Source organism: Hyphomicrobium sp., assembly GCF_035548195.1.
In the GTDB taxonomy this organism is placed as follows: Bacteria; Pseudomonadota; Alphaproteobacteria; order Rhizobiales; family Hyphomicrobiaceae; genus Hyphomicrobium_B.
This window is the reverse complement of sequence record NZ_DASZTY010000013.1, coordinates 117,789-144,079: the sequence shown is the minus strand read 5'-3', so window position 1 is coordinate 144,079 and position 26,291 is coordinate 117,789. Positions and strand designations below refer to the sequence as shown.

The 26,291-nt window shown below is 58.1% G+C and carries 23 protein-coding genes; 14 read left to right on the top strand and 9 right to left on the bottom strand.

The window, feature by feature from the left end; genetic code table 11:
* Position 1: 1 nt before the first annotated feature.
* Complete coding sequence (locus VHB22_RS03735; protein ID WP_325455611.1) at positions 2-232, bottom strand: hypothetical protein; 231 nt, start codon at positions 230-232, stop codon at positions 2-4.
* A 457-nt stretch (positions 233-689) separates the two neighbouring features.
* Between VHB22_RS03735 and ilvD the strand changes: the two genes are divergently transcribed.
* The 4 genes from ilvD to VHB22_RS03715 all read left to right on the top strand — a co-directional run bounded on the left by ilvD (position 690) and on the right by VHB22_RS03715 (position 6,544).
* Entirely contained in the window at positions 690-2,519 is a 1,830-nt protein-coding gene (gene ilvD / locus VHB22_RS03730) for a dihydroxy-acid dehydratase (protein WP_325455610.1), read from the top strand.
* Between the two features lie 686 nt (positions 2,520-3,205).
* Complete coding sequence (locus VHB22_RS03725; protein WP_325455609.1) at positions 3,206-4,093, top strand: AraC family transcriptional regulator; 888 nt, start codon at positions 3,206-3,208, stop codon at positions 4,091-4,093.
* Between the two features lie 233 nt (positions 4,094-4,326).
* Positions 4,327-5,481 (top strand): alpha/beta fold hydrolase, encoded by a 1,155-nt coding sequence (locus VHB22_RS03720; protein WP_325455608.1) that lies wholly within the window; start codon positions 4,327-4,329, stop codon positions 5,479-5,481.
* 130 nt (positions 5,482-5,611) lie between these two features.
* Positions 5,612-6,544: a hypothetical protein gene (locus VHB22_RS03715; RefSeq protein WP_325455607.1), complete on the top strand. Its 933-nt coding sequence runs from the start codon at positions 5,612-5,614 to the stop codon at positions 6,542-6,544.
* Positions 6,545-6,593: 49 nt separating this feature from the next.
* Here the strand turns inward: VHB22_RS03715 and VHB22_RS03710 are convergent, their stop codons facing one another.
* The 3 genes from VHB22_RS03710 to VHB22_RS03700 form a co-directional block, all read right to left on the bottom strand.
* Positions 6,594-7,589, bottom strand: coding sequence for a helix-turn-helix domain-containing protein (locus VHB22_RS03710; protein ID WP_325455606.1), 996 nt, complete (start codon positions 7,587-7,589; stop codon positions 6,594-6,596).
* Positions 7,590-7,973: 384 nt separating this feature from the next.
* The gene (locus VHB22_RS03705; RefSeq protein ID WP_325455605.1) at positions 7,974-8,570 is read right to left on the bottom strand and encodes an AraC family transcriptional regulator; all 597 of its coding nucleotides are present in this window, start codon (positions 8,568-8,570) and stop codon (positions 7,974-7,976) included.
* A gap of 571 nt (positions 8,571-9,141) precedes the next feature.
* Positions 9,142-10,296, bottom strand: a complete 1,155-nt coding sequence (locus tag VHB22_RS03700; RefSeq protein ID WP_325455604.1) for an alpha/beta fold hydrolase — start codon at positions 10,294-10,296, stop codon at positions 9,142-9,144.
* A gap of 180 nt (positions 10,297-10,476) precedes the next feature.
* Here VHB22_RS03700 and VHB22_RS03695 point away from each other — a divergent pair, with 180 nt between their 5' ends.
* From VHB22_RS03695 to VHB22_RS03685, 3 genes are all read left to right on the top strand, one after another.
* A complete protein-coding gene (locus tag VHB22_RS03695; RefSeq protein ID WP_325455603.1) occupies positions 10,477-10,650 on the top strand; it encodes a hypothetical protein in 174 nt (57 codons plus the stop codon).
* A gap of 184 nt (positions 10,651-10,834) precedes the next feature.
* Positions 10,835-11,437 carry an SH3 domain-containing protein gene (locus VHB22_RS03690; protein WP_325455602.1) on the top strand — a complete coding sequence of 201 codons (603 nt, stop codon included), beginning with the start codon at positions 10,835-10,837 and terminating at the stop codon, positions 11,435-11,437.
* A 201-nt stretch (positions 11,438-11,638) separates the two neighbouring features.
* Entirely contained in the window at positions 11,639-12,595 is a 957-nt protein-coding gene (locus VHB22_RS03685; RefSeq protein ID WP_325455601.1) for a hypothetical protein, read from the top strand.
* 39 nt (positions 12,596-12,634) lie between these two features.
* On the opposite strand, the gene VHB22_RS03680 is transcribed toward VHB22_RS03685, so the two are convergent.
* Both VHB22_RS03680 and VHB22_RS03675 read right to left on the bottom strand, forming a co-directional pair.
* Positions 12,635-12,937 carry a hypothetical protein gene (locus VHB22_RS03680; RefSeq protein ID WP_325455600.1) on the bottom strand — a complete coding sequence of 101 codons (303 nt, stop codon included), beginning with the start codon at positions 12,935-12,937 and terminating at the stop codon, positions 12,635-12,637.
* A gap of 148 nt (positions 12,938-13,085) precedes the next feature.
* Positions 13,086-13,490 carry a hypothetical protein gene (locus VHB22_RS03675; RefSeq protein WP_325455599.1) on the bottom strand — a complete coding sequence of 135 codons (405 nt, stop codon included), beginning with the start codon at positions 13,488-13,490 and terminating at the stop codon, positions 13,086-13,088.
* 315 nt (positions 13,491-13,805) lie between these two features.
* Between VHB22_RS03675 and aceE the strand changes: the two genes are divergently transcribed.
* From aceE to lpdA, 3 genes are read left to right on the top strand one after another with little or no spacing between them, the layout of a single operon-like run.
* A complete protein-coding gene (gene aceE / locus VHB22_RS03670) occupies positions 13,806-16,481 on the top strand; it encodes a pyruvate dehydrogenase (acetyl-transferring), homodimeric type (protein ID WP_325455598.1) in 2,676 nt (891 codons plus the stop codon).
* Between the two features lie 26 nt (positions 16,482-16,507).
* The gene (locus VHB22_RS03665) at positions 16,508-17,794 is read left to right on the top strand and encodes a 2-oxo acid dehydrogenase subunit E2 (RefSeq protein WP_325455597.1); all 1,287 of its coding nucleotides are present in this window, start codon (positions 16,508-16,510) and stop codon (positions 17,792-17,794) included.
* A 17-nt stretch (positions 17,795-17,811) separates the two neighbouring features.
* Positions 17,812-19,275 (top strand): dihydrolipoyl dehydrogenase, encoded by a 1,464-nt coding sequence (lpdA, locus tag VHB22_RS03660; protein WP_325455596.1) that lies wholly within the window; start codon positions 17,812-17,814, stop codon positions 19,273-19,275.
* A gap of 15 nt (positions 19,276-19,290) precedes the next feature.
* Here lpdA and VHB22_RS03655 read toward each other — a convergent pair whose 3' ends face one another.
* Both VHB22_RS03655 and VHB22_RS03650 read right to left on the bottom strand, forming a co-directional pair.
* Positions 19,291-20,559: an MFS transporter gene (locus VHB22_RS03655; RefSeq protein ID WP_325455595.1), complete on the bottom strand. Its 1,269-nt coding sequence runs from the start codon at positions 20,557-20,559 to the stop codon at positions 19,291-19,293.
* A gap of 36 nt (positions 20,560-20,595) precedes the next feature.
* Complete coding sequence (locus VHB22_RS03650; RefSeq protein WP_325455594.1) at positions 20,596-21,123, bottom strand: PRC-barrel domain-containing protein; 528 nt, start codon at positions 21,121-21,123, stop codon at positions 20,596-20,598.
* A 300-nt stretch (positions 21,124-21,423) separates the two neighbouring features.
* Between VHB22_RS03650 and VHB22_RS03645 the strand changes: the two genes are divergently transcribed.
* From VHB22_RS03645 to VHB22_RS03630, 4 genes are all read left to right on the top strand, one after another.
* Positions 21,424-21,858 carry a hypothetical protein gene (locus VHB22_RS03645; RefSeq protein ID WP_325455593.1) on the top strand — a complete coding sequence of 145 codons (435 nt, stop codon included), beginning with the start codon at positions 21,424-21,426 and terminating at the stop codon, positions 21,856-21,858.
* A 599-nt stretch (positions 21,859-22,457) separates the two neighbouring features.
* Entirely contained in the window at positions 22,458-22,670 is a 213-nt protein-coding gene (locus VHB22_RS03640) for a hypothetical protein (RefSeq protein ID WP_325455592.1), read from the top strand.
* 111 nt (positions 22,671-22,781) lie between these two features.
* Entirely contained in the window at positions 22,782-24,242 is a 1,461-nt protein-coding gene (locus VHB22_RS03635; protein WP_325455591.1) for an MFS transporter, read from the top strand.
* Positions 24,243-24,362: 120 nt separating this feature from the next.
* Entirely contained in the window at positions 24,363-25,358 is a 996-nt protein-coding gene (locus VHB22_RS03630) for an aldo/keto reductase (protein ID WP_325455590.1), read from the top strand.
* Between the two features lie 83 nt (positions 25,359-25,441).
* On the opposite strand, the gene VHB22_RS03625 is transcribed toward VHB22_RS03630, so the two are convergent.
* Positions 25,442-26,182 (bottom strand): DUF1236 domain-containing protein, encoded by a 741-nt coding sequence (locus tag VHB22_RS03625; RefSeq protein WP_325455589.1) that lies wholly within the window; start codon positions 26,180-26,182, stop codon positions 25,442-25,444.
* Positions 26,183-26,291 lie beyond the last annotated feature (109 nt).

Genomic DNA, 26,291 nt, shown 5'->3' with positions numbered 1-26,291 from the left:
GTTAGCCCCAGACGCGATGTTTCTTGCAGCAGAAAATCCAGCCAAACATTCTATCGCCCGCGCGAACGACGCCATGCCCAAAGCGTCGCACGGCATGTCCCGTTTCGGTGAATGCCGCCGCGGTTCGGGCTTCCCAGCGTTTCGCATGCAGGCAATGAGCTTCGGATGCCGCTGGAAGTGCGACCAGCGTTGCAAAGGCTAGAGCCGCGGCGAAGGATAGCTGTTTTGTCATTCAATACCTCCTCGAATTATGCCAATTAGGCGCATTTCGCGTCCAATTCGAGTCTAGACCTGTCAATCCCCGCGATTGGTGCCATAAATATGAATTGGTTAGTATTGGGATTACACGGCAATTGAATGGGAATATCCTCCGAGTATTTTAACGGACGTATATTCGGTTATTTCCGTGTGGCCATGGCCATGACAGCAGTAGTTCGCTGCCAGGCGATAAACCGGTATCGGCCGGCTATCGCTTGATGCCCGTCCGCGCGCGCAGAGCCATACAGCTGCGGCGTCCGCAGGCTTGCAAGCGACGCGGAGTCGCTATCGCCTTTTCGCATGTCTAGCGGCAAATTGGGTTGATCCGCCGCGTATTCGCGGGCAAAGGGATGGAGTGTCAACCTTGCGGCGGTCGTGGGGCACGCGCCCAGGTTTGCCGCCGCACATTATCAAACATTCTGGGAAACAGCATGCCTCCCTATCGTTCACGTACATCCACTCACGGCAGGAACATGGCCGGGGCCCGCGGGCTTTGGCGCGCGACGGGAATGCGGGACGAGGATTTTGGCAAACCGATCATTGCCGTCGTGAACTCGTTCACGCAGTTCGTTCCTGGGCATGTGCATCTCAAGGACTTGGGACAGCTTGTTGCGCGGGAGATCGAGCGCGCGGGCGGCGTCGCCAAGGAGTTCAATACAATCGCCATCGACGACGGGATTGCGATGGGTCACGACGGCATGCTGTATTCGCTTCCATCTCGCGAACTGATTGCCGATAGCGTGGAATATATGGTCAATGCCCATTGTGCCGACGCGATGGTTTGCATTTCGAATTGCGATAAAATAACGCCTGGCATGTTGATGGCATGTCTGCGGGTCAATATTCCGACGGTATTCGTTTCGGGTGGCCCGATGGAGGCCGGCAAGGTCGTTCTGCGTGGAAAGCAGCAAGCTATGGACCTCGTCGATGCGATGGTCGCGGCTGCCGACGATCGCGTGACGGACGAAGAGGTCAAACTCATCGAGCGGTCGGCCTGCCCGACGTGCGGTTCGTGCTCGGGCATGTTCACCGCAAATTCGATGAATTGCCTCACCGAGGCACTGGGACTTGCGCTGCCCGGCAACGGTTCGACCCTCGCAACGCACGCAGACCGTAAACGTCTTTTCGTCGAAGCGGGGCATCTGATCGTCGATCTGGCGCGACGCTACTATGAGCAGGACGACGCAAGCGCATTGCCGCGTTCGATCGCGAGCTTCGAGGCGTTTGAAAACGCAATGACCCTCGATATCGCGATGGGTGGTTCGACAAATACGGTTTTGCATCTTCTGGCCGCCGCGCATGAGGCGGAGGTGCCGTTTGCGATGCAGGATATCGACCGGCTTTCGCGCCGCGTTCCATGTTTGTGTAAAGTCGCGCCTGCTAAAGCCGATGTGCACATGGAGGACGTTCACCGCGCCGGCGGAATCATGGCGATCCTCGGAGAACTCGATAGAGCCGGTTTGATTAATGCCAAGCTCCCGACGGTCCACTCGGCGACCCTGGAGGAGGCGCTGTCGCTTTGGGACGTAATGCGGACGAAAAGCGAGTCGACACACCGTTTCTATAAGGCCGCGCCTGGCGGTGTTCCGACACAGATCGCCTTTAGCCAGGACAATCGTTATGCCGATCTCGATCTCGATCGCAAGAGTGGCGCGATCCGCCAAAAAGAGCACGCGTTTTCGCAGGATGGCGGCTTGGCCGTCCTCTACGGCAATCTTGCGGAAGACGGTTGCATCGTGAAGACGGCGGGCGTCGATGAGAGCCTGCTGACGTTCTCCGGCAAAGCTTGCGTTTTCGACAGTCAGGATGCGGCCGTGTCAGGCATCCTCAGCGGCAAAATCAAGCCGGGCGATGTTGTCGTCATCCGGTACGAAGGTCCACGGGGCGGCCCCGGCATGCAGGAAATGCTCTATCCGACGAGCTATCTTAAATCTAAAGGTCTCGCAAAGGCGTGCGCGCTCGTAACAGACGGCCGCTTCTCCGGAGGGTCGTCTGGGCTTTCGATCGGGCATGTGTCGCCGGAGGCGGCGGAAGGCGGCGCAATCGCTCTGGTCAAAGACGGAGATACGATCGACTTCGATATTCCCAACAGGCGTATTCATTTACGCGTCGACGAGACCGAGCTGAATGCACGCCGCGAACAGCAGGCCGTCATCGGATGGCAGCCCGCGGAACCGCGAAAGAGGAAGGTTTCACGGGCGTTGCGCGCTTATGCGTCAATGGCCACAAGCGCAGCGAAAGGTGCTGTACGCAGCATTTAGATCCTTTACGTAGGCGAATATTTGCTTCAGTGCGGCCGAAGCTCTTTGATCGGCGCGGTCCCTTCTGCCTGGGACGCTTTCGACAGCTAGGAGGGCATCCAATGCCACTAGCTTTGGGCTGGCCAACAGCGGGATAAAATGTGCCACAAGTGCACTTTTCTAACGTCAAGTGCGCTTGTTGCCAATTTTGTTCACCTGGCGCTGCGGTACCGGAGAATTTGCAAACTAATTTATCCGCGCGCGTCGTAAGCGCGCCAAAAAAGATATTTTTCCGGAGATTGCCATGCACCACATAATCAATGCAGAGGCCGCGAATTTCGGTCAGGCCACGACGGACCCAAATCCCCCTGCTTGCCTCGCTGCCGCTCTATGGAGCGACAAATGCCCAAAGCTATCGCGCGATTCGGGAGCTTAGAAATATAGGTTCCGCAAGGTCGCGACGGACACGGCATCTCACCGAATGTGCATTTAGACCGCTACGGCTTGTAGCTGTCTTTCGCAAAGAAAACGGCGGGAGCTTTCGTCAGCGAGCAAAAAAGGTCGGGCCGTAGCTGACGCGCCGCCGGAGCGTCCCGCAGGCATCCGGCAGATTTCGCATTTGCACTTGCTGTTGGCTTCGCTGTGTCCCGACACAAGGACAAAGAGCGTATGGCGTACCATGGCGTCGCGTTGGGACGGGAGGCAACGTGAAAACATCAAGGATACAGATGATCTCGGACGGCCGCAGAACGCCGTTTTTTAAGCCGAGGTTCGATTCAAAGAACGCAAATTACCAGTGGACAGGCTACGACTTCGAGGAAGCGGAGAGCCCCAACGAGCCCCTCCAAAGTCATTCCTGGTCCAAGACCACACTTTTATATGTCAAGGGCGGCGACGCCTCCTTGAACTGGAAGCATCGGGGCGTTTGGCACATGGACCGTATCCGGTCCGGAACCGTCACCATTATACGGCGCGACGCCGAGATCCAATCGGCGATCCCGAGCGGCTCAATACCGATGATGGTGCTCCAGCTTGATAACTCCAAATTGCGGCAAGTCGCGCCCGACGACGTCCTCACTATCGATAAATCGTTGGAGACGGCGCAAGTAACAAACGACTTGCAACTTGCGACGTTGATGTCGGCGATGTCTGAGGAAGTCCGCGCAGGATGTCCGTCGGGCAGGCTCTTCGCAGAGTCCATATCTCTCGCGCTGTTGGCTTATATAGTGAGCAGGTATGCAGCCCCGGGACGGACAGACGCCCGCGAGCTCAGTCTAACGTCAGCGCAAAGACGGATTCTTGTCGAATACATTCAGGAAAATCTGACGAGCAATATTTCAGTCAACGAACTCGCAGGATTGGTGCACATGAGCCCGTCTCACTTCACGCGGGTATTCAAGGCGGCATTCGGTATGACGCCATATCGCCTCGTTATGCATACGCGAATTGAAGGCGCTAAAAATATGCTTGTCAATACCAAGCATTCGGCAAGCCACGTAGCCGCTGCGTATGCTTTTGCAAGCCAGAGCCATTTTACGAAAGTTTTCCGACAATTCACGGGCATGAGCCCTAAGCAATATAGGTTGAGTCTTTAACGGTGCTGCGGCGGAAATTCCGCGTTTTGTCGGAAGAAGTAGATTTAATTTGCACGCATCGTATTACAATTCAAAAAAATCGGCGTTCTGAGCAGTATCGTATTCATAAGAGCAGGATCATTGTAGTCCGCTCTTATCTCCGACTTTATGGTCCGGTCCTCGGCGAGGCATTTTCGCTTTCGACAATTCGAAAATGCTCGCCTTGAGAAAGTAAAAAAACCGGAGAGGAAACGATGGAACGTATCCGCGAGCAAATAGAAACACCCAGAATACGTGCATATGCGCCGCTCGTCGCGCTTATGCTCGTAGCTGCATCGACGACAGGCGCCTTAGCCGGAAAGAAGAATCCGAATACCGGCACGATCGTGTTGGACGAAAGCGGCGGCTTCCAAATTGGAGGTGAGCACAAGGTCCTCGATCCTAATAATCCAAATCGCACACTCTCCTGCGATCACGGGTATGTCGAATATTTCCACCCGCACAACCCGCGCAAAACAAGCATCGTGATGTGGCATAGCTCCAGCACGCAAGTGTGGCAGAACCGGTGGGACGGCGGCCCCGGCTACAAGGACCTGTTCCTGCGTCGTCAATATCCGGTGTACTTGTGGGACGGGCCGCGGGTCGGTCGCGCCAACTGGAGCTGCGAGTCGATCACGTACACGCCTGCGGCGCGCGATCAGGGCAATTTCACAGCGTGGAATTTCGGGCCAACTATTCCGGCTGGTCTCGTCCCGAAGAAGAATGAGTTCTGGCCGGATGCGCAGTTTCCGAAGGACAACAAAAAGGCATTGGAGGCGGCCTGGTGGGCGGCGACCAGCGCCCGATATAATGAGTTCGACACTGGCGCGAACATCCAGCTTCAAACCGATGCAGCGGCTGTCGCTGCCGACTCCGGAAAACTTGGCAAAAATATTGTCTACCTGACGAACTCTGCGGGTGGACTCCGCGCCATGATCACGCAAACAAAAACGTCGAAGAACCACATCAAAGGAATCGTTACCTACGAAAGCATCGGATACATCTTCCCCGAAGGCGATCCGGAGAGCCCTCCTGCGTGCGCCGATACCAATGGTCCCGGATGTGCGTTTGGACCGATCTTGGTTTCCAAGAAAGAGTTTAAGAGACTGGCGAAGCTGACCGCGATTCAGTTCGTGTGGGGCGACCACCGAGACGAGTCGTGGGCGTTTGTTAAGCAGTCCCGCTTGGCGGCGAAGCTCATCAACAAGTACGGCGGTAATGCATCCGTGCTCAAGCTTGGCGACGATGCCGGATTGAGGGGGAGCTCCCATATTCCCTTCGCCGACATGGACAACGATAAGGTTGCGGCGCTTCTGGACAAGTTCTTGAAGAAAAACCACTTGGATGGTTGGGCAAAGCCGAGCAACTAAGTAACACGACGCAGTGACGTAAAGCCTTGTCCGCATTGCGCGGGCAAGGCCCTTTCGTCTCACGAAGCGCTTTTGGAATTTCAGTCGCGTTGCTACCGGTGCCGCTCGAATGCGAAGCAGGGGAAGAGACGTGGAAAGCAGGCTACGGGACACGGCTGCCTGCGACGCAAAGAAAGCTGCAGCGCGAGAACAGGGTTTTGTACTACTTGTCGTCCTGTGGGTGCTGACATCGGCAGTCCTGCTTGTTGCATCCTATAACGCTGCTGTGCGCAGTGGAGCCGCGTCCACTGTATCTGAAATCGGGCAGAGCAAATCCGATGCCCTTGTCGATGCCGGTCTCGAAATTGCAGCGGCGCATCTGCTCGACAAAAACGAAAAACGGCGCTGGCTGGGGGATGGTTCGCAGCATCGGATGATGTTTGACGGCGCGGAATTGACGATCAGCGTGAGGGATGCAAGCGGCCTGATTGACCTCAATAAGAGCAATGGAAAGCTATTAAGAGCTTTCTTTCTGAAGTTTACGAAATCTATGGCCAAATCTGCCTTGTATGCGGATATCATCCTAAAGGCGCGCGAAGCGGTAGAAAAAGAGAAAAATCCGGACGCCGGTAAGCCGGAAAGTAACGATACGGATTATCGCCGGACTTCTGCGGCGGCAGCTTTTATCGACGTCTGGCAATTCGGCCGGACGCCTGGAATACCGCGCGATCTCTTCGACGAGGTCGCGCCCTACCTCACGGTCTATAGCGGCGATGGGACGATCTACTCTGCTACGGCGCCGATCAAGGTCCTGGAAGCAATTCCGGATCTCAATCAAGCCGACATCGAAAAAATCCGATATGTAAACAAGGCCGCTCTCGTCGATCTCATGGCGAAGGCTCCTGATTATCTGACGTTTGAAAACGGGCCGGCGCGTCTCGTGACCGTCCGCGTTCGTTTGCCGGAGGCAAGCGAGAGCATTGTCAAAACATTTGTGATTGCGATAGGCATCGATTCGGCCGCCCCTTACAGGCTGTTAGCAAAGCAGCCGGCGACATACATAGCGGAAGATGGACAAAATTAAAGCCGAGCCGCGGCAGATCTGCGCGAGTGAATTTGAATGCTTTGCTCTCTCATTTTTGATGGATATCAGACCTGACGGCAAGCTGGCGCGGCGTGCAACCGAATTGCGCCTTGAATGCTCGGTGAAAGGTCGAGAGTTCTCTGAATCCCCATTTGTATGCGAGATCGGAGATCGACGGCAGGCGCGACGGCGAATGAGCGAGGAGATCGTGGCGAATTTTGTGGAGCCTTTGAGACATCACGTACGAACTGAATGTCAGTCCCGCCTGCTTAAACAGCTTATGAACGTAGCGGACAGAAATCCCAAGGTGTTTCGCTGAGAAGTGAGGCGACAGATCTGGCGAGTCGATATTTTGCTGTATGAACTCGACGAGCTCCCGAAATTTTGGATTGCCGAACCAATCGGCTTTCCGAGACGTAGATCGCATGCGCAAGGAAAGCCTTAGGATTTGAACGCACGCATCGAAAAGAGCCTCTAGCTCCTCCGCCGAGGCAGCGCCGAGGCTGCGCATGAGCAGATGAAGGCAGCTGCGAAGCGGGGGGTACAGCAAGGACTGTGACGACAGGACGTCGTCTTGAAATTCGCCTTCGCTCGGGGCGCACAATCGCTCCTTCGGGACCATGAAGACGAAATTATCGCATTCATCCTCCGATAGCCGCGTCATGGCCAGAGGATGATAGCTTCGGTATAGCGCAAGGTCGCCTGCTCTGGCGATTGTCGTCTTACCATCGCGCTCGATCTCAAGTTGCCCCTTGAGAATAAAATCGCCGTAAATGCACTCCTCACGCGAATTCGCGATATCCGCTAGCGTTTTTCTCGCGACGAGTGGACTGGAACGAATGCGCCCGACCGCCCATCGCTCGCCGCTGACACTTTCGATACGTCCATCGAATGTATCGGTCAGCGGCTGGAGGCTCCACGGCATGAAAGCACTGCAAACGAGCTCTTTGAAACTTCCGAACGCGTTTATCTCTGGGCCATAGCGGCTGTCCCAGTCGATCAAATTACAATGTGTAGCCGCGGTTTCTGAAGAATCCGAGATCATGGCTGCGCCGATCGAAGAGCATCAAGATGTATGAAAGAAACCAGCGGCTGCCGGTTCTCCGTCTTTGCGTGCGTAGGAAGCGGAAAGAAAGGTACGAGCAACAATTGCTCAGCGCTGAGCGGCGCAGCCTTTGCTGTTATTCAGCCGGAGCCATATTAGCGCCGCTCACGAAGAAGAATTGGCCCCTGCATTTCTCAAAGTTGCTCCTCCCAGCTCATTATTATTTTGGAATGCCGAAAGGATAGGCGGGGCTCTCTCCGCCTGTATTGTAGAATGTTTCGGGAATTGTATTTTCGTGCGCGCGTGAGAAGGCATGTCATGCCTACGGATCAGGCGACGAAGCGGAAATTTGCGGATTTGAGTTTAGCGCTGGGGCAGGTTGCGTTAGCCGCGGTGCTCATTGCGATATCGCGCCGGTGTCATGCCCACAGCCCGGCGAAATTGCACCGTGAAATGGCTCTGATCGAAAAAGCCGACTGCATTGGCGACCAGACTCAAAGGCAATGATCCTGACTCAAGTAATTTTTGGGCGCGCTCAATGCGGAGGGCGGTTAGAAATTGGTGCGGGGTGGTCCCCATCGTGTTGCGGAATGCCCGCGCAAACGTGTATTGGGGCATGTTGATGCTACCGGCGATATCGTGCAGCCGGAGAGGGGATTCAATATTGCTTTGGATAAATTCTATGACCGCCTGAATCTGCCGCGCGCTCAGCTTTGAAGTTCCGGCATGTTCATATCGTTTGGAAAGCGAGGAATATGTGCGCAGGACATGGAGGCCGATGATTTGAGCCCACGCATCGAGTTCAAGTGACGAAATGTGCTCATTGGAGCGGAGACGCTGTTCGACAAGGCGCCCCAGGCGAGCGCCGGTTTCGTCCCACTGAAATGCTCCGTCATTGATCTGGATCGCATTCCCGTCGACGCCAAACGCCTCCGTTGCCAAGTCAGCTAAGAAGTGCACACCGCAGAAAACGCCAAGCATCTCATGGGGACCCTCGCATTCCCACGCGCTTTCCTCGTTGGCCGCGAGGAAAAGACACATCCCCGGCCGGCCCAAGGCCCCCGCCGAGCGGCTGGGTTTATCGGCGCGTCTGCTTCGGGCGCCCCGGCAGCGATAGCCGAATACATGGCTCGAGACGCTCGCAGGTTTCACAGAATGTCCGGGATTGGTAGAAACAATCAGGGCACCGACCCCATCGAGTCGTTCTGAGATCGCGTGCTGTAACGGAGCCACGGTCGTGTGCCGCAAAATATGACCCGCCGTATCGATTTCTCCCGATATCGGAGGAGAGGAGAGGCGGTCACGTGCCTGTATCCGGTCTTCAGACACCGAGATGATCTCCACGCCGCACGGCCCGCCGTATCCCCGGGGCACAATTGGAACGGCGGATCAGGCTCCAAATGATAATTTCAATTCCGATAACATACAAAATTTGCCGCAAGAGAGAAAGCCGGTAGCCCAGCGGAGGGATACCAACATATATACAATTTGACTTAACGGTTCGGGACGGGATTTGGCGCGTGCCCTTGCATCATGATGAGCCTACAGCGCGTCAATTGCCCAATTCTTGTGCTACCTTGCGCGCGCTGGCATCCAGATTGTATCGCGGGCGGACGTATTTATCGATCCACTTCAACAGCAGATCTGCAATCTTCAGATTGTTTTTATCCATCATAATAAGGTGGCTATTGCCGTGAATACCAAGATCGGGCGGCCACAGCAGGAGCGCTTTTCCGTTTGCGGCATTGACCCGTGCGACGAATGCCTTGCAGTCGTTGAATTGATCCTGCCAGTAATATCCCGGAAAACCAGGTACTGCCGTTTTTAAATGATCTCCGAACATGACCAATATGGGAATCCTCGCAAGCTTTCGAATTTGCGCATCGGTATAAGTTGTTGCTCCGCATCCGCCGGGTTCGATCACGATTGCACCTCTTATTCCGGCGGGATTGGTGAGGGCGGCTTCGAGCGTGTAGGGCGCGCCCTGCGAATGCCCCAAAAGGACGGCGCCTTTGAGCTTGAAGGCCAAGTCCGAAAGCGCCTTGTAATTGGGGTTTGGCGCGGGCAACACGCCATTGAGGTCTGGAATGCCTTGCTTCAAGAACTCATTCACCGCCGCGACTGGAAACTTCTCATCGGGATAGGCTGAGCCGAAAGTCGGACCGAAGCGAAACGACTGCCATGAGAACTCGGCGCTCACCCGGAAGGCATCGGGCAGCGCCGAAGGAGGAAGCTCGCCTGCCTTCACTTTGTTATAAGCGCTGATGTCGAAACCGGATCGCGCGCGCGCGATCGCGTCGATATTGTAGACTGGATGGCCCCGGCGCACGAAGTATTCCGCCCACCCCATTCGCCCATCGGGCGTCGTTTCGAACGATTTTCCGCTAAGAGTAGACCCGTGTATCATGACGACGGGAACACCTGCGAAGGACGTCTGCGGAATCATGTACCTTACGTACATCTGATTGATCACGACGTGGCCGCCGATACTGAAGCCGAGTTCTGTTGCGGTCTGCTCGACCTCATCGCCTCCGACAAAAAAGCTGCCTTGCTTCGCGAGAACGAGCGGACCCTTTGTGACGTCCCGCCTTGAAAAAGGCTCCGCGAACGCGCCGTGTGCGCCCGGAAGGCTCAACGCCGCGGCGAGCAAAACAGCAGAACTGGCAATGCGGGAGCTTTTCAGGACGGTGGATCTGAATGAAGGCATTTTCAAATTCCGCAGCAAGATGGATTTCTCGATTGAAGAGGCGGCCGAGCGTGTCCTCGACTGTCTCCGAATTGGTTCAGGCGCGCTACCTGGGCAGAGAACAGAGTTGGCGGCTAGCGCACATGGCGTCATAAGTGAGTTCAGAATCGCTAACGCGCCCAGTGGCGGGGAAGAAAGTCGATGCGCAGACTGTTTGCGATTGCCGTCATCTTCACCGCAGGCTGCGGAACGGTACCGCAGCCGCCGTGCGCCAAACATCGCTGTGATCCCTCGATCGACGAGCAGTTCAAACGAAACGCGAGCTGGGATGCACGCACGCCCGATGAATACGAGCGTCTCAAGCGCACGCATTGAAGCGCTGGCCTAGTGTCAGAGCGAATAAAGTGCTGGAGTTTGCGAAGCCGACTGCACGACCGTGCGGAGCGCCGAAAATTCAGGTGGAAACGTCAAGTCAGACGTTCCATTTAGCTATCCGCCATCACACTGACATATTGGCTTTGTTTGGCTTACGGTGTGAAAAACACAGTTAGGTGAGCAAATGAAATTTGGAACATGGCTCGGTGCCTTTTTACTGGCTGCCGTTGTCGGTATCCCCTGCGCGGAAGCTGCCCCCGGCTACGCGACCGCCAATGTGAACCTGCGTTCCGGCCCCGATACGGATTATCCGAGTGTCGGCGTCATTCCGGAAAGCGATCCGATCGACGTACGAGGTTGTCTGCGTGATGAATCCTGGTGCGATGTGATATGGGCAGGAAATCGCGGCTGGGTTTACAGCGAATATCTATCGCTCGACTATCGCGGTGAAATGCGTCCGCTTCCGGATCTCGGAGTTGCGGCATTCGGCATTCCGGTCGTTGCGTTCGCCGTCAATGATTATTGGAATCGCTATTACGTCGGGCGTCCTTGGTACGCCCAGCGTAATCGTTGGTTTGCGTACAAGCCTCGGCCGCGTCCGGGCTGGCATGCACCGCCTCCGGGACCTCGGAAAGCAGGCTGGTGGCGAACGGGCGGCTACCGTTCGCCTCCGGGCATGAGGCCGCCAATGGATCACGGCTGGAAGCCGCACCCGCGCGGACACGGCGGCAAGCATCCTGGTCCTCGCCCTGGCGACAAGCGCCACGACGATCATAGAAGACCGTAATCCATAGAGACCCCAAACTTGAATGCGACGCGCGCGGAAGGAACTTTCCGCGCGCGTTTGCGTTCGGCGGCCATCATGTCGGGCGCCAATCCGCAAAGGCGCGCATGAGCACAACGGGGCGTCATTTTTTTGCCCGGAAAATTCGGACTCTCGGCCTCCTAGCGGGAGATACAAGCCGGACAACGGCACGGAAGGTGGATCATGTCCGTCCCGCAGCGCGACCCGACATTTGAGCCGTTTTATTCCTCGTTCGAGGGCGATGACGATTTTGCCAATCGTTTCGAATTGTCCCCCGGAGAGAGGATCGGCAGCCCGAGTGTGGGCACCAGCGACGCGCTCGCATGGTCCGTGTCTCTCATTATAATTCTATGCGCCAGCTGGATCCTTACGCACGATCCTGCGCGTTGGGCATCCGCATTAGCCGATCTGCCGGCGCGCGCGTCGGTGGCGCTCGCAGCAAACCAAAACAAACCCCCGACTTCGGCGCAGAATATTGCGTCCGCCGCAACGCCACCCGCGCCCCAAGCAGCGCAGCCTGCCGTGTCACGGCCAACGCCGATCCTTTCGTCGCGATCGGCTCCCCCGGCACCTCCAGCGCCGGAAACAAAGCCTGCCTCGCCGGTTGTCGAAACGCCGCCAGTCTCTGCTCCGAGGGACACGGAAGCAGCACCGAAAGACAAATCCGCCGCCAAGGATGATGTCGAGACAGCGTCTTTGCCATCGTCCGAGCATAGCAACGATGCTGACGCTTCAGGCCGGCCGCCATCGAAGGGAAAACATCGCGATGATGCGATGTCCGACTATGCGCCCGCAAGATTGGAAGTGCCCGAGCCTCACGATCGTTATCAAAGACGCGCCGAATCCGTCGGCCTCCACCCTGGGATTTCACGCGCGGTTCTCGCGCGATTTTCGCCAATGGATTTCCGCAATGCGCGGACCGCGATCGATACCGCCGTTGCCAAGACACCCGACAACGGCACATTCATCTGGCCACAGCAGCGCGAGCCCGGGCGGGCTCTGTTTAAAGTTCATTTCGTGGCGGGCGCTCCGCCCGATTGCCGTCGCTATGTCGTGACCGTCACGATGGCCGGGTGGACGACAACCGCACTCCCGATGGAGAAGTGCGGTGTCCGAAGACGTATCGCCGCGAAGCGCTGATCAACGCAAGTAACGAACAAACGCCACCGTCTATTGGACCTAGAACTTGCAGAGCGTTGCCGAGCCCCGGCACTCCCAGCCGATCGTGCTGCCCGGCGCGCAATGGTATGTGCGCTTGCCGAACGAATAGCCCGGCGTCGTTCCACTTGAGACATAGGTGAGATAGATGCTGAAATCCGTCGACTGCAAAAGCATCGCGTCGACCTGGAATTTCGCGAGGTCCTCCGTCAATGCATCGCCAATCGCGGCTTTGCGGAAGCATTGCTTGGCTTCCGCCGACGAAGCTGTGAAAGCGGCGGCGAGAACGAGCGCGGCCATTATCGGCAGTGAGCTACGGCGCATGGGCTGAACTCCGGTTGGTTGCAGCAAGGTGAGGCGGGGAACGTGCCATAGCTTTTCGCCGATTGCGCAAACGAAAACGCTGCGCGTCGCCGATTTCCACCGAAACGCGGCTTTGCTGCACCGTTCGCCGGTTATGCTGAAGAGCAGATCAGCCGTTGGGCTTTTGGAGAATAATCCGGCCGCGAGATTTGCGGGATTTCTTTGCCGCGCCCGTTCCTTTTCCCTTGCCGGGTCCCGCCGTAGACACGGTCGGAATAATCGTCGGCGCCGGTTGAGCGGGGGCTGGAACAAGCGGGGTCACCCCGGCTCTTCCGAGGCCGACAGCCCCGGCCGTGCCGCTGCCGAGCCAGCCCGAGTCCGGCGTTATGAGGGGATCGGGTCTCAAGGTCGGGCCAAGCCTGTCGACAGGGGCAGACACCACGCCGAGGCCCCGGACGCGCGGACCGGAGGCCGAGTCATAGGCCGCCGCCGCTGAGGAAAAAATCGGCATTGCAAGCGTGCATGAAACGACAAAGGCAATGAAATGTGAACGGGACAAAATTCGGTCAGGCATTTCGTCTCCTTCCGGCCAGGCCGGGCGATCGCTCACGCCTCCATAGAAAACGCAACAAAGCTCTGCCCGAAACGATCCCCCGTCAAACACAATCGTTGCTGCGATGCGGGTCTGGCGTAAGCGGAAGGCCGTTTTCCACCGGAACTTCGTTACCAGGTTATCAACGCGCTCTATTGGCTGATTTTTTACCATTCACGGAATGAGCTCCGCTCCCCACATATCTTGGAAAGAGCTGCTGGAACCGATCCGAACCCAAATCGCCCGACCGAGTTTCAGCAATGTTCACAGGCGTGCACGCTGCTTCCACAGGATGCCATGGGTCAGAACGAGCAAAAATCCTTCCAGTCCGAAGACGCGGAAATGCTGGATTGGACCGAGTCCATTTCGTCCGTCATCGCGTTCGAGGGAACGGGACGCGCCGACGATATTTTGAAGGAAGTGGTCGAGCGTGCAAGACGGAGCGGTGCTGCGCTGCCGTTCGCATCAAGCACGGCCTACATCAACACCATTCCGCTTCGCGAGGAAGCTAAGCACCCCGGAGATCGCGAGCTGGAACACAGGATCGTCGCTGCGATCCGCTGGAACGCGGCGGCAATGGTCCTTCGCGCCAATAAGGACTCGACCGAGCTCGGCGGACACATTGCCAGCTATCAGTCGGCAGCGACGCTATACGAAACAGGCTTCATGCATTTCTGGCGCGCGCCGTCGGAAGATCACGGCGGCGATCTCATCATGGTGCAGGGTCATTCTTCGCCCGGCATTTACGCGCGTGCATTCCTTGAAGGACGCCTCGACGAGAGCCGGTTGTTGAATTTCCGCCGCGAAGTCGGCGGCCGCGGTTTGTCGTCCTATCCGCATCCGTGGCTGATGCCGGACTTCTGGCAGTTCCCGACCGTCTCGATGGGCCTCGGGCCCCTGATGGCGATCTATCAGGCGCGTTTTCTCAAGTATCTGGAAGATCGCGGCCTGGCGAAAACGGAAGGCCGCAAGGTCTGGGTGTTTTGCGGCGACGGCGAAATGGATGAGCCGGAAAGCCTCGGCGCGATATCGCTCGCGGGGCGGGAACAGCTCGACAATCTCATCTTTGTCATCAACTGCAATTTGCAACGCCTCGACGGGCCCGTGCGCGGCAACGGCAAGATCATCCAGGAGCTTGAGCGAAACTTCCGCGGCGCCGGCTGGAACGTCATCAAGGTCGTCTGGGGATCGCAATGGGACGAACTGCTCGCGCGCGATACGACGGGGCGCCTGCGCCAGTTGATGGAGGAATGCGTCGACGGCGAATATCAGGTCTTCAAATCGCGCGACGGCGCCTACATTCGCGAACATTTCTTCGGCCGCTACCCTGAGACTGCGGCGCTTGTCGAAGATTGGTCGGATGAAAAGATCTGGCGCCTGACTCGCGGAGGACACGATCCCTCCAAGGTTTACGCTGCTTACCATGCCGCGGTTCGCCATAAAGACCAGCCGACCTGCATCTTGGCCAAGACCGTCAAAGGTTACGGCATGGGAAACGCCGGCGAGGCGACGATGCTCGCGCACCAGTCCAAGAAGATGGACGTCGACGCGCTGAAGCACTTCCGAGACCGCTTCAAAATTCCGGTCGACGATGACAAGATCGAGGAGCTGGCCTTCATCCGCTTTCCGAAAGGGTCGCCGGAAGACGATTACCTGCATGACACGCGTAAAGCGCTGGGCGGTTATCTGCCCGCCCGGCGGCGGAAGTCGATCTCGCTTCCCGTTCCGGATCTGTCGGCATTCGAGTCCCAACTGAAGGGATCGGAAGGCCGGGAAATTTCGACGACGATGGCCTTCGTGCGCATCCTGACGACGTTGATGCGCGATAAGGAACTCGGTCGCCGCATCGTGCCGATCGTTCCGGATGAAAGCCGCACGTTCGGCATGGAGGGTATGTTCCGCCAGTTCGGCATCTTCAGTCAGGTCGGGCAGCTCTATCGCCCGCAAGATGCCGATCAGCTCATGTTCTATAAGGAAGACAAGACCGGACAGATGCTGCAGGAGGGCATCAACGAAGCCGGTGCCATGGCGTCGTGGATGGCGGCGGCAACCAGCTATTCGACATCGAACGTGCCGATGGTGCCGTTCTATATCTTCTATTCGATGTTCGGATTTCAGCGCGTCGGCGATCTCGCCTGGGCTGCCGGCGACGAACGGTGCCGCGGCTTCCTGCTCGGTGGAACATCGGGCCGCACGACGCTCAACGGCGAAGGATTGCAGCACGAGGATGGCCACAGCCACATCCTCTCCGCAACGGTGCCCAACTGCATTTCCTACGATCCGACGTTCGGCTACGAGGTCGCCGTCATTATCCAGCACGGCCTGAAACGCATGCTGACGGACCAGGAGGACGTATTCTTCTATCTCACACTCCTGAATGAGAACTATGAGCATCCGCCGATGCCGTCCGGCATTGCAGACGATATCGTCAAAGGCATGTATCTCTTCCGGAAAGCCCCCGACGACGCAAAAGGGCAGAAAGTGCAGCTGATGGGCTCCGGTGCAATTTTGCGCGAGGCTATCGCTGCAGCCGATATCCTGCGCGACGACTGGGGCGTTGCCGCCGACGTCTGGAGCGTCACCAGTTTCACCGAGCTTGCCCGCAACGCCTATGACGTCGAGCGCTGGAACCTGCTGCATCCGGAGGAAGCTCCGCGCGTGCCCTACGTGACCGAGAAAATCTCCGAACGCGGCGAGGGACCGGTCATCGCCTCGACCGACTACATGAAACTTTACGCCAATCAGATCCGTCCATCGGTTCCGAACCGCTACAGCGTTCTCGGAACCGATGGCTTTGGCCGCTCTGATTATCGCCGGACGCTTCGCGCGTTCTTCGAGATCGAGCGGCATTTTATAACGATCGCCGCGCTCAAGGCGTTGTCGGACGAAAACAGGATTCCGTCGACCAAAGTCACCGAAGCGATCCGCAAATACGGAATTGATCCTGAGAAGCCAAACCCCGCTCGCAGCTGACCAACAAAACCGACAGGCCCAACAAGATGCCGCTCGTAGATGTGAGGGTGCCCAACATCGGCGATTTCGACAACGTCCCGGTTGTCGAGATCCAGGTGAAGCCAGGCGACGAGGTGAAGGCCGACGATCCGCTGATCACGCTCGAAAGTGACAAGGCGGCGATGGACGTGCCCGCGCCCCAACAAGGCACGGTCACGGAAATTCTCGTCAACATCGGCGACAAGGTGAGCGAGGGCACTGCGATCCTCCGCCTTGACGTATCGGATGGAGAAACCAAGCAGGAAGCAAAGAAAACGGAGGCCAAGAGCGGAAACGGCAAAAGCTGCGAGACGCATGCCGAAGCGCCTTCGGAACCCGCCACGACATCGCCGCCGTCGCGAGAGCCTAATCAGGAGCAGGAATTAACTGCACCCAAAGACTTCGGTTCTGTTCATGCCAGTCCCTCGGTGCGCCGCATCGCGCGCGAGTTCGATATCGATCTTACGAAGCTCAGCGGCACGGGCGAGAAGGGCCGCATCACAAAAGAGGATGTCAAGCGCCACATTGCGCACAGCGAAGGAGCAGGCGGAGCAACGACCGGAATCCCCGAAATCCCGCCGCAGGACTTCGCCAAATACGGCCCGGTCGAAACAAAACCCATGTCCCGTCTGAAGAAGCTGACCGGGCCAAACCTACATCGCGCCTGGCTCAACGTTCCGCACGTCACGAACGCCGACGAAGCCGACATCACGGACTTGGAAGCCTATCGCAAAGGTCTCGATGAAGATGCGAAAGCGAAAGGCTATCGCGTGACGCTTGTCGCATTCCTGCTGAAATCGGCTGTTTCCGCGTTGAAGGAATATCCTGAAGTCAATTCGTCTCTTGCGCCGTCGAAAGACGCGTTGATCATCAAGCGCTACTACAACATTGGCGTCGCCGTCGATACGCCGGACGGTCTCGTCGTGCCGGTGATCCGCGATGTCGATCGCAAGGGCATCCTCGAACTCAGTCAGGAGCTGACGAAGGTTTCAGCACGCATGCGCCAAGGTAAGATTACGCCGACCGATATCCAAGGGAGCACATTCTCGATTTCGAGTCTCGGCGGTATCGGCGGCACGACCTTCACGCCGATCGTCAATGCCCCGGAGGTTGCGATCCTCGGCGCGATGCGCGCGAAAATCAAACCACTCTGGGATGGCGCCGCGTTCCAGCCGAGGCTGATGCTGCCGCTCTGTCTCTCCTATGATCATCGCGTTGTCGACGGTGCGCTGGCGGCGCGCTTTCTCCGCAAAATCTGTGACGCGCTCGCCGACGTGCGCCAGCTGGTTTTGTGAGCGGCGGAGAAGGAGAGATGAGCACCTCCAATTTTGAAGCCCCAAGCGAAAACTCAAATCGCAAGGCTGATCACACGTGCGACGTGGCAGTGCTCGGCGCCGGGCCGGGCGGCTATTCGGCGGCGTTTCGTGCCGCAGATCTGGGAGCCAAAACGATCCTCGTCGACCGCTGGCCGGTACTCGGCGGCGTCTGCTTGAACGTCGGCTGCATCCCGTCGAAAGCGCTTCTGCACACCGCCTTCATCATCGACGCTGCACAAGACTTGGCAAAGCATGGCGTTGCGTTCTCTGCACCGAAGATCGATTTGAAGGCGCTCGCTCGGCAAAAGGATGCCGTTGTCGCCAAGCTGACGAGCGGGCTCGCGTCGATGGCCAATGCGCGGAGAGTGACGACGTTGCAGGGAACGGGTTCATTCATCGATCCGCATCACCTGCGTGTCGGCGGCGAAGACGGCAATGAAAAGATCATTCGCTTCGAAAACGTTATTATCGCTGCCGGGTCCGAGGCCGCGACATTGCCGTTCATGCCGTCCGATCCGCGCATCGTCGATTCTACCGGAGCCCTCGAACTAAGGCAAATTCCGAAAAAGCTGCTGGTGATCGGCGGCGGCATCATCGGACTTGAGATGGCGACGGTCTATTCGACCCTGGGTGCGCGCATCGATGTTGTCGAGCTGTTCGATGGCCTGATGCTCGGTGCCGACCGCGATCTCGTTAGCGTCTGGCAGAAGGTCAACGCGCGTCGTTTCGATCGCATCATGCTGAACACGAAAGTCACCGCAGCCGAGGCGAAGGCCGATGGCATTCGGGTCACGTTCGAAGGCGACAACGCTCCCGCCGGGCCGCAAGCCTATGATATGGTTCTCGTTGCCGTCGGCCGCAGACCGAACGGCAGGCAGATCGCGGCGGAAAAAGCTGGTGTGACAGTGGACGTACGCGGCTTCATCCCGGCCGGCAAACAGATGCGCACGAATGTCCCGCATATCTTCGCAATCGGTGACATCGCGTCGGAGCCGATGCTCGCGCACAAAGCCGTGCACGAGGGTCACGTCGCCGCCGAGAATGCGGCAGGAAAGACAAGCTATTTCGATGCGCGCCAGATCCCGTCCGTCGCCTATACGGATCCGGAAATCGCCTGGGCCGGCGTAACCGAGACGGAAGCGAAGGCGAAGGAGATTGCCTATGAGAAGTCCGTCTTTCCCTGGGCTGCCTCGGGTCGCGCCATAGCGAATAGCCGCGCAGAGGGCGTCACGAAACTCCTGTTCGATCCGGAAACGCATCGGATCATCGGCGGCGGGATTGTCGGTACGGAGGCCGGCAATCTTGTTTCCGAAATTTGTCTTGCCATCGAGATGGGTGCTGACGCCGTCGATATCGGCAGGACGATCCATCCCCACCCGACGCTATCGGAATCGATCGGAATGGCCGCCGAACTATTAGAAGGTATCTGTACCGATCTGCCGCCGCAAAAACGCCGCTGAATTTCACGACCCGGTTCAGGTATCGGTGTCCGGATCGATCTCGTCTGACGGATCGGTTTCCGGATGCCGCGTTTCAGGCATCGCTAAGGCATAGAGAAGAAATCCCGCAAGGCCGATTGCCGCCAACATCATGAATGCTGCGGGGGCGCCAAATCGGTAGGCAACAGCGCCGCCAAGTGCGGTGCTGATTGCAGCGCCGACACCCATCGCGATTCCGATGAGTCCCAGGGCCAAATTGAAATTGCCTGACTCCCTCGTGAGGTCTGCCACGGAACTCGCAACCAGGACGCCAATCGCGGCGCCGGAAAACCCATCAAGGATCTGGATCGCGACCAGCACCGGCGGGTTGGAGCTGAAGGAAAGGAGCGCTGCTCGAACAGGCAAGGCCGCAAAGCCGAGAAGAAAGAGCGGACGCCGTCCGTGCTCGTCAGCCCATCGACCGATACGCGGAGACGCGAGAGCAACGACAATCTGCGGGCCGATGATGCACAGCGCCACGAGCGCGGTTGCCCTATCGCTTGCGCGCAATGTGATGGTGTTGGCGACAAGCGGCAAGATCGACGCGTTCGCGAGGTGAAAGAGGCAGACCGCCGCCGACAGGATCAGCAACACGCGGTTCTTCACCAGCTCGGCGACGGCTGCGCCGATGCTGTATTCAGCTCGTTTTTTCATCGCGATTGCATGACGGCGAAGATCCTTGGACGATACCAGCTGCAACGCAATGAGTGCCGGGATGACCATCGACGCGGAAACGTAGAAAACCGCCCGGCTCGAAAGATAATAACCGCACGCGCCCATTGCGGCCGCAGCGACCACGCTTCCAGCCGACGCGAACCCCGCGTTCCGGCCAAGCCTCTCTCCGATCAGATCATGTCCGACGAGGCGCAAGCTGATAGCCGCAAGCGCCGGTCCGATGATGACGCTCGCCGACGAATGAAGGAGCTGAGCAAGGAGAACCGCCGAGAACTGCGGCCATACCGCGATGGCGAAAGCGCTCAGGCCAATCGCTATCATCGCAAGACTAGCGAGCAATCGTTCGCGCCTTACCGCGTCGACGAGCGCCCCGCCAGGAAGCTGACCCAGAAGCGCCACGACGCTGCCGACCGTAAAGACGAGACCGATGTCGGCATTCGTCCATTTCTCGGTTGTGAGATAGACCGTCAAGAACGGACCGAAGCCCATCTGCACATCGGCGACGAAGAACGAGAACCAGTCGAGACCGACGTGGCTCCTTTGCGACGAGGCAAGGAGCCGAGGTTCACCATGCCCGCCGGTATATTGCATCGATCATTGCCATGCCCGAGGGTTGCGCGTGGCGGCTCACTTCGCCGCTGGTTTGTCGGCGGGTGCAGCGGGGCTCGATGTTTGATCGTGCTGCACCCCGACAACGACGATCGGCTCCCCGGGACGGTATTCCGGCGTGACTCGAAGCTGGTCGCGCGTCATGTCGACGACGATCGCATCCTTGGAGAACTTGAGCGCGTTCCACGCGACCGCCACCTTGCGGCTGCCAACTCCCAGGAAGCCGCCGAAATCGATGACGGCAGCCCGCACGTCGCCCGTCCGGCCGACGATAACGTCGGTGATTTGTCCAAGTTTCTCCCCGGCGGCGCTCTTGACGTCCCTTCCGAGCAGGTTCTCGACCTTGTTATCGTCGACGACGACCGCGGGCGTACCCTCGTTCGACGAAGGACGATCTTTCGCCGCTTGCTTGGGCTTTTCGCCTGTCGGCTCTGGCGTTACCGCTTTTTCCGCGGCGGGCTTGGGAGCGGCATTGGTCTCGGCCATCGAAGGCGCGACGGATCCCAAGATAAAGCCGCCAAGCAAAATAACGCGAGCCGTTCGCATCGTTCGTCCCCTTGCCCTCTTCGGAGTTACGCTTCGCCGTTGGCGACTGCCGAAGCATGCCGCCGTTTAGGCGTTCTCACGACTTACCGATGACCGCCGCCGGACATTGCGCCGTGAGCGATCACGCTATGGGAGATAAGGCCATGGTTGCCCACCATCGTGCCCATTCCGCTAGGCGACCCGATCGAGGATCGGTTCAGACCCAGCGATCCGATGCCGGTGTTCCCAAGACCTGCGTTGAGTCCGGTTCCCACTCCGGATGTGAACGGCGTCGTCGGACTGATCAGCGGCGCCGGATAAGTGCTGGTAGCCGGCGGTGTCGGCGGGAACGTCAAGGGCTGGGGATACGTACTTGGCGATAGAGGTGATGGCGCCGGAGTTACCCCCAGACCAGCCGTGCCAGTGCTGGCGCCATTATCCGATGGTGCTCCTTCGGTGATCGCATTGTACGGTTCGCCGGGGGCAGCAGGGTTCGACGACACCGTGCCTGGGTTGGTAGCGCTTTCGCCTGGACTGCCTGGATCGATCTGCAATCTGAATCGGCTAGGCGCCGAAGGATCGAGCCGATTTCGTTCAGCCGGCGAGGAAATGACGCTGCTAGGTGTTTCGGATGATCCCTCTGAATCCTGGGGTGCGGGGGTTAACGCAGGCGCTGAACTCGTCGTCGTCGCGTCGGATGGCGTTCCTGCCGTGCCCGTCGATGTGGCCGGATTTGTCGTATCGGCGGGCGGCTGAGCGACCGGAGGCGCAGTTTCCGGAGGAGGCGTCGTTGTCTGGGCTAACGCGGGTGAAGCAAAGATTAGGGCCGATACGATGACCGATAGCGCCATTCTGTTCATACTACGTTTCCTTGGCGGGAACCAGAATACGTAACTCATGCATCAGTTTGGAGTTCCTCGGCAACGCCCCGTGCTCGAAGTTGCAACGCCGCGCGGTTCAAATATATTTCGCGATAGCCGTAGCTTTCGGTGGCACGAAAAGTTGCAGGTCGAGAGTACGGATCGCAACAGGGGTGCTGACGGCACCTCGTCGTTTCCCGCACGACAGTCACATTGAGCGCGGGGACAAGGCTTAATGCTGATACTGAAAATATTTATCAGCATACGTATTGTCTGAACTCGATTCATAGCGCTCACTTTGTATACGGGTCGGCAACTTTTCTCGTCCGCTTCGACGCGTTGTCTCGTGTTCGATACGAGAGCGAAAATGTTCCTCTGTCGCTCGGCCCTAGGCGAGCGTGGCTAGTCCACGCTCGCCAGCTCTAAAAATTAATCAGTGCCTTGCCGTGATCCCCGTATATTCTTTTTCCCAGCGAAAATCCGAAAGTCTGTCTCATGCCGACGGCGAAAGCCGATAGCGGACGTTCCGATCCACAGCGTGAAATTCTGACGCCGGAAGATCTCGGTGTGATGATGGCCGAGGCGGCCGCAGTCGATGCATTGTTTCAGCGGATGCAGCCTGGCCCACTGCAGATCGCGGCCGCGGTAATGGCGTATCTCTCTATAGCTGGCGACGACGCCGCGTCCGGATCAGCACCCGAGAAATAGGCGGCCGCTGCCAAAGACGAGCGCGCGCACAAGAGACTGTGCCGCCGTGCATAGACGTTGAACCGCTCCAGTAGTTCACCTATGTGGGGGACGACCTGCGAGGGGAGCCGGATGCGACAAGATACGATTTCCGACGCAACCGGCATCGGTTCGGTAATCGAGACGGATATCCCCGCGCGTCTTGATCGTCTTCCCTGGGGGCGCTTCCACGTTCTTGTCATTGCCGCGCTGGGCGTGACTTGGATTCTCGATGGCCTTGAGGTGACCCTCGTCGGCGCCATCTCCGGGGCCTTGATGGAAAGCCCTACGCTTCGTTTCACCAACACGGATATCGGACTCGCGAGCAGCGCCTACCTCCTGGGAGCAGTTATCGGCGCGCTCGTTTTCGGATGGCTGACCGATCGGCTCGGCCGCAAAAAACTCTTTTTCACGACACTCACGATCTACATGCTCGCGACGATCGCGACGGCGTTTTCCTGGAACCTCTGGAGTTTCATTGTCTTCCGTTTTCTCACCGGTACCGGCATCGGCGGGGAATATACTGCCGTCAATTCGACGATTCAGGAACTCATTCCAGCGCGTGTGCGCGGTTGGACCGATCTCGTCATCAACGGCAGTTTCTGGCTCGGGGCAGCGATCGGCGCGCTGGGAGCGATTGTTCTGCTGGATACAAGCTTGCTTCCTGGGGATTTCGGCTGGCGTGGGGCCTTCGCCATAGGCGGCACCTTGAGCGCGATCATCTTCTTTATGCGTCTCTGGATTCCCGAAAGTCCGCGCTGGCTGATCACACACGGCCGCGCCGCCGAAGCCGGCAAAATCATTGACGGTATAGAAGAGGCGTTCCGCCGGAAGGGATTTATCCTGGCGAGCGTTTCTGCTGCGCCTGAGCGGCTGAAGACGCGCACGCACACGCCGCTATGGGAAGTTGCGACCACCATTCTCAATATTTACCAGCGGAGAGCGTTCGTCGGCTTCAGTCTGATGGCGGCGCAGGCATATTTCTATAACGCGATATTTTTTACTTACGCGCTCATCCTTACAGAATTCTATGGCATTCCTGCGGGTGATATCGGTTGGTATATCCTGCCCTTTGCCCTCGGAAATTTTTTGGGTCCGATATGCATAGGGCGTTGGTTCGATACATGGGGACGCCGCCCGATGTTGCTCCTGACCTACACCGTATCTGGACTGCTCCTCGCGATTACAGGTTACCTTTTTGCGGAAAATCTCGTCACGGTCCGGCAACTGACGGCTGCCTGGGTCGCAGTGTTTTTCGTCGGTTCGGCGGCGGCCAGCGCAGCTTATCTGACGGTGAGCGAGTCCTTTCCACTTGAGGTGCGCGCCCTTGCGATCGCGCTATTTTATTCCGTGGGAACCGGCGTCGGGGGTGTTCTTGGCCCATTCTTTTTGGGTCACCTCATCGATAGCGGATCGCGCGCGACAGTCCTGGTCGGTTATTTGATTGGCTCCGCTCTCATGATTGGGGCCGCAGTCGTCGCCGCGTGTTGGGCAGTCGCTGCGGAAGGACGACCGCTCGAAGATGTCGCGAAGCCTTTGGCGGCAGCTGAGTGACCACCTGCCATGTCCTGCCGTCGATAGCGCCGGCTCTGATGTCTAGATATAGAAACAGCGCTCGAATCCGCCCGAGATGGTTCTTGATTGAGCCGCGCGGGCCCGAATGGGAAGCATCGCATGGAATACGTTAAGCTTGGACACACGGGACTTGAAGTCTCCAGGTTTTGCCTCGGCTGCATGAGCTATGGGCAATCTGACTCGGGCGTGATGAAATGGCCGTGGACGTTGAGCGAGGAGGAAAGCCGCCCTTTCATCAAATCGGCGCTTGAGGCAGGCGTCAATTTCTTCGATACGGCGAATGTCTATTCGCACGGCGAAAGCGAGCGCGTGCTGGGCCGGGCGATCCGCGACTTCACCAGGCGCGACGAGGTCGTCATTGCAACCAAAGTCTGTATGCCGATGCGCAAAGGCCCTAATGGGAAGGGACTATCACGCAAGGCCATTTTTTCTGAGATCGACGCCAGTCTGCATCGGCTTGGAACCGACTACGTCGACCTCTACATCATCCATCGCTTCGACTATGAAACCCCGCTGGAAGAAACGTTGGAAGCACTGAACGAAGTCGTCCGCGCCGGGAAGGCGCGCTACCTCGGTGCGTCCTCGATGTTCGCATGGCAGTTCATGAAGGCAATCGGCTTGCAGCGTGCGACGGGGTGGGCACCGTTCGTATCGATGCAAAACTATTACAATCTCCTCTATCGCGAGGAAGAACGGGAAATGCTGCGCCTATGCGTGTCCGAGGGCATTGCTGTCACGCCGTGGTCGCCGCTCGCACGCGGCAGGCTTGCCCGGCCATGGCAGGACGAGCCCGAGACCGAGCGGGCAAAGTCGGATGCGTTCGCGCAGCGCCTCTATCCGAAGAGTGCCCATCTCGATAAACCCGTGGTGGACCGGCTGGTCGAAGTCGCGAAGGCGCGCGGCGAGTCACCGGCGCAGGTCGCGCTTGCCTGGATGCTGCATAAGCCCGCCGTCACGTCGCCCGTTGTCGGTGCCACGAAAGCGAAGCATCTCGAAGATGCCGTTCGGGCGCTGTCCATCAAGTTATCGGACGAAGAGATCGCGCGGCTGGAAGAACCCTATCGGCCTCACGAGGCGCCCGAGGGATTTTCCTGAGCGCATCGCAGAAATCGCATTACCATACAAACCGCCGCGACTTGGATTCGCGGCGGTTAAATTCCTGATGACCGACCAAACATCTACGCGATAACGATGATATCGACGACCTCGTAGGTGTCCGGATCGACGATCGCAACTCGGTCGTCGTCAATCATGAAGTACATGTAATCGCGATATTCGGGAACGATCGTCACAATATCGGCAGGCATAGGATAGACGTGCACCGAGCGCGGAATCGCAACGCCGACGTTGACCGCAACATTGAGATTACGGACAGGCGCGGCGTGGTGATGCAAGAAGATTGTTCCTATGCGCGTCTTCTGATCGGCCGTCACATTGGCAACTGAACCTTTGGAGGCGCCGGAACGGCCCGCAGTTCCTTCGCTCGCTCCGGTTGCTGCGCCGCCGCGATGCTCCTCGGCACGCTTGCGGTTGTCATCCTTGTGACCCGTATCATCGCTACGCGCGTTCCGCTCTGTCCGAGTTTTCGAGCGCTCGTCTTGTGCGTTACGTTGGTTTTTTGGGCTGTGATCCTCTTCCTTGGCGTTGCGCTCATTTTTCGGGCCACGATTCTCGTCGCGCGCATTGCGCTCATTCCGATTCATGTGCCCGGCATTCGACTGCGAGCGATGATCGCGAGCGCCTTCGGCGGCCCGCGATTCAGAACCGCCTTTCATATGGCCGGGGTTATGGGCGCCAGCCGATCTCGACATCCCGGCTCCCGCGCCTGGCGGTCCACTATTGCCGCGGTCCATCTCGGCCGCGATCGCGAACGATGTGCTGGCCAAAACCGCACTCGCCGCGAGGACATATTTTAACATCAATCAATCTCCGTTGTTTCGTTCAAATGACTGTCACTCACCCAGCGGCGTTGGATGAACCCACGGTATGGAAGGCAGTTCCGGCCAATCGGAGCTTGGAAAAATGGGG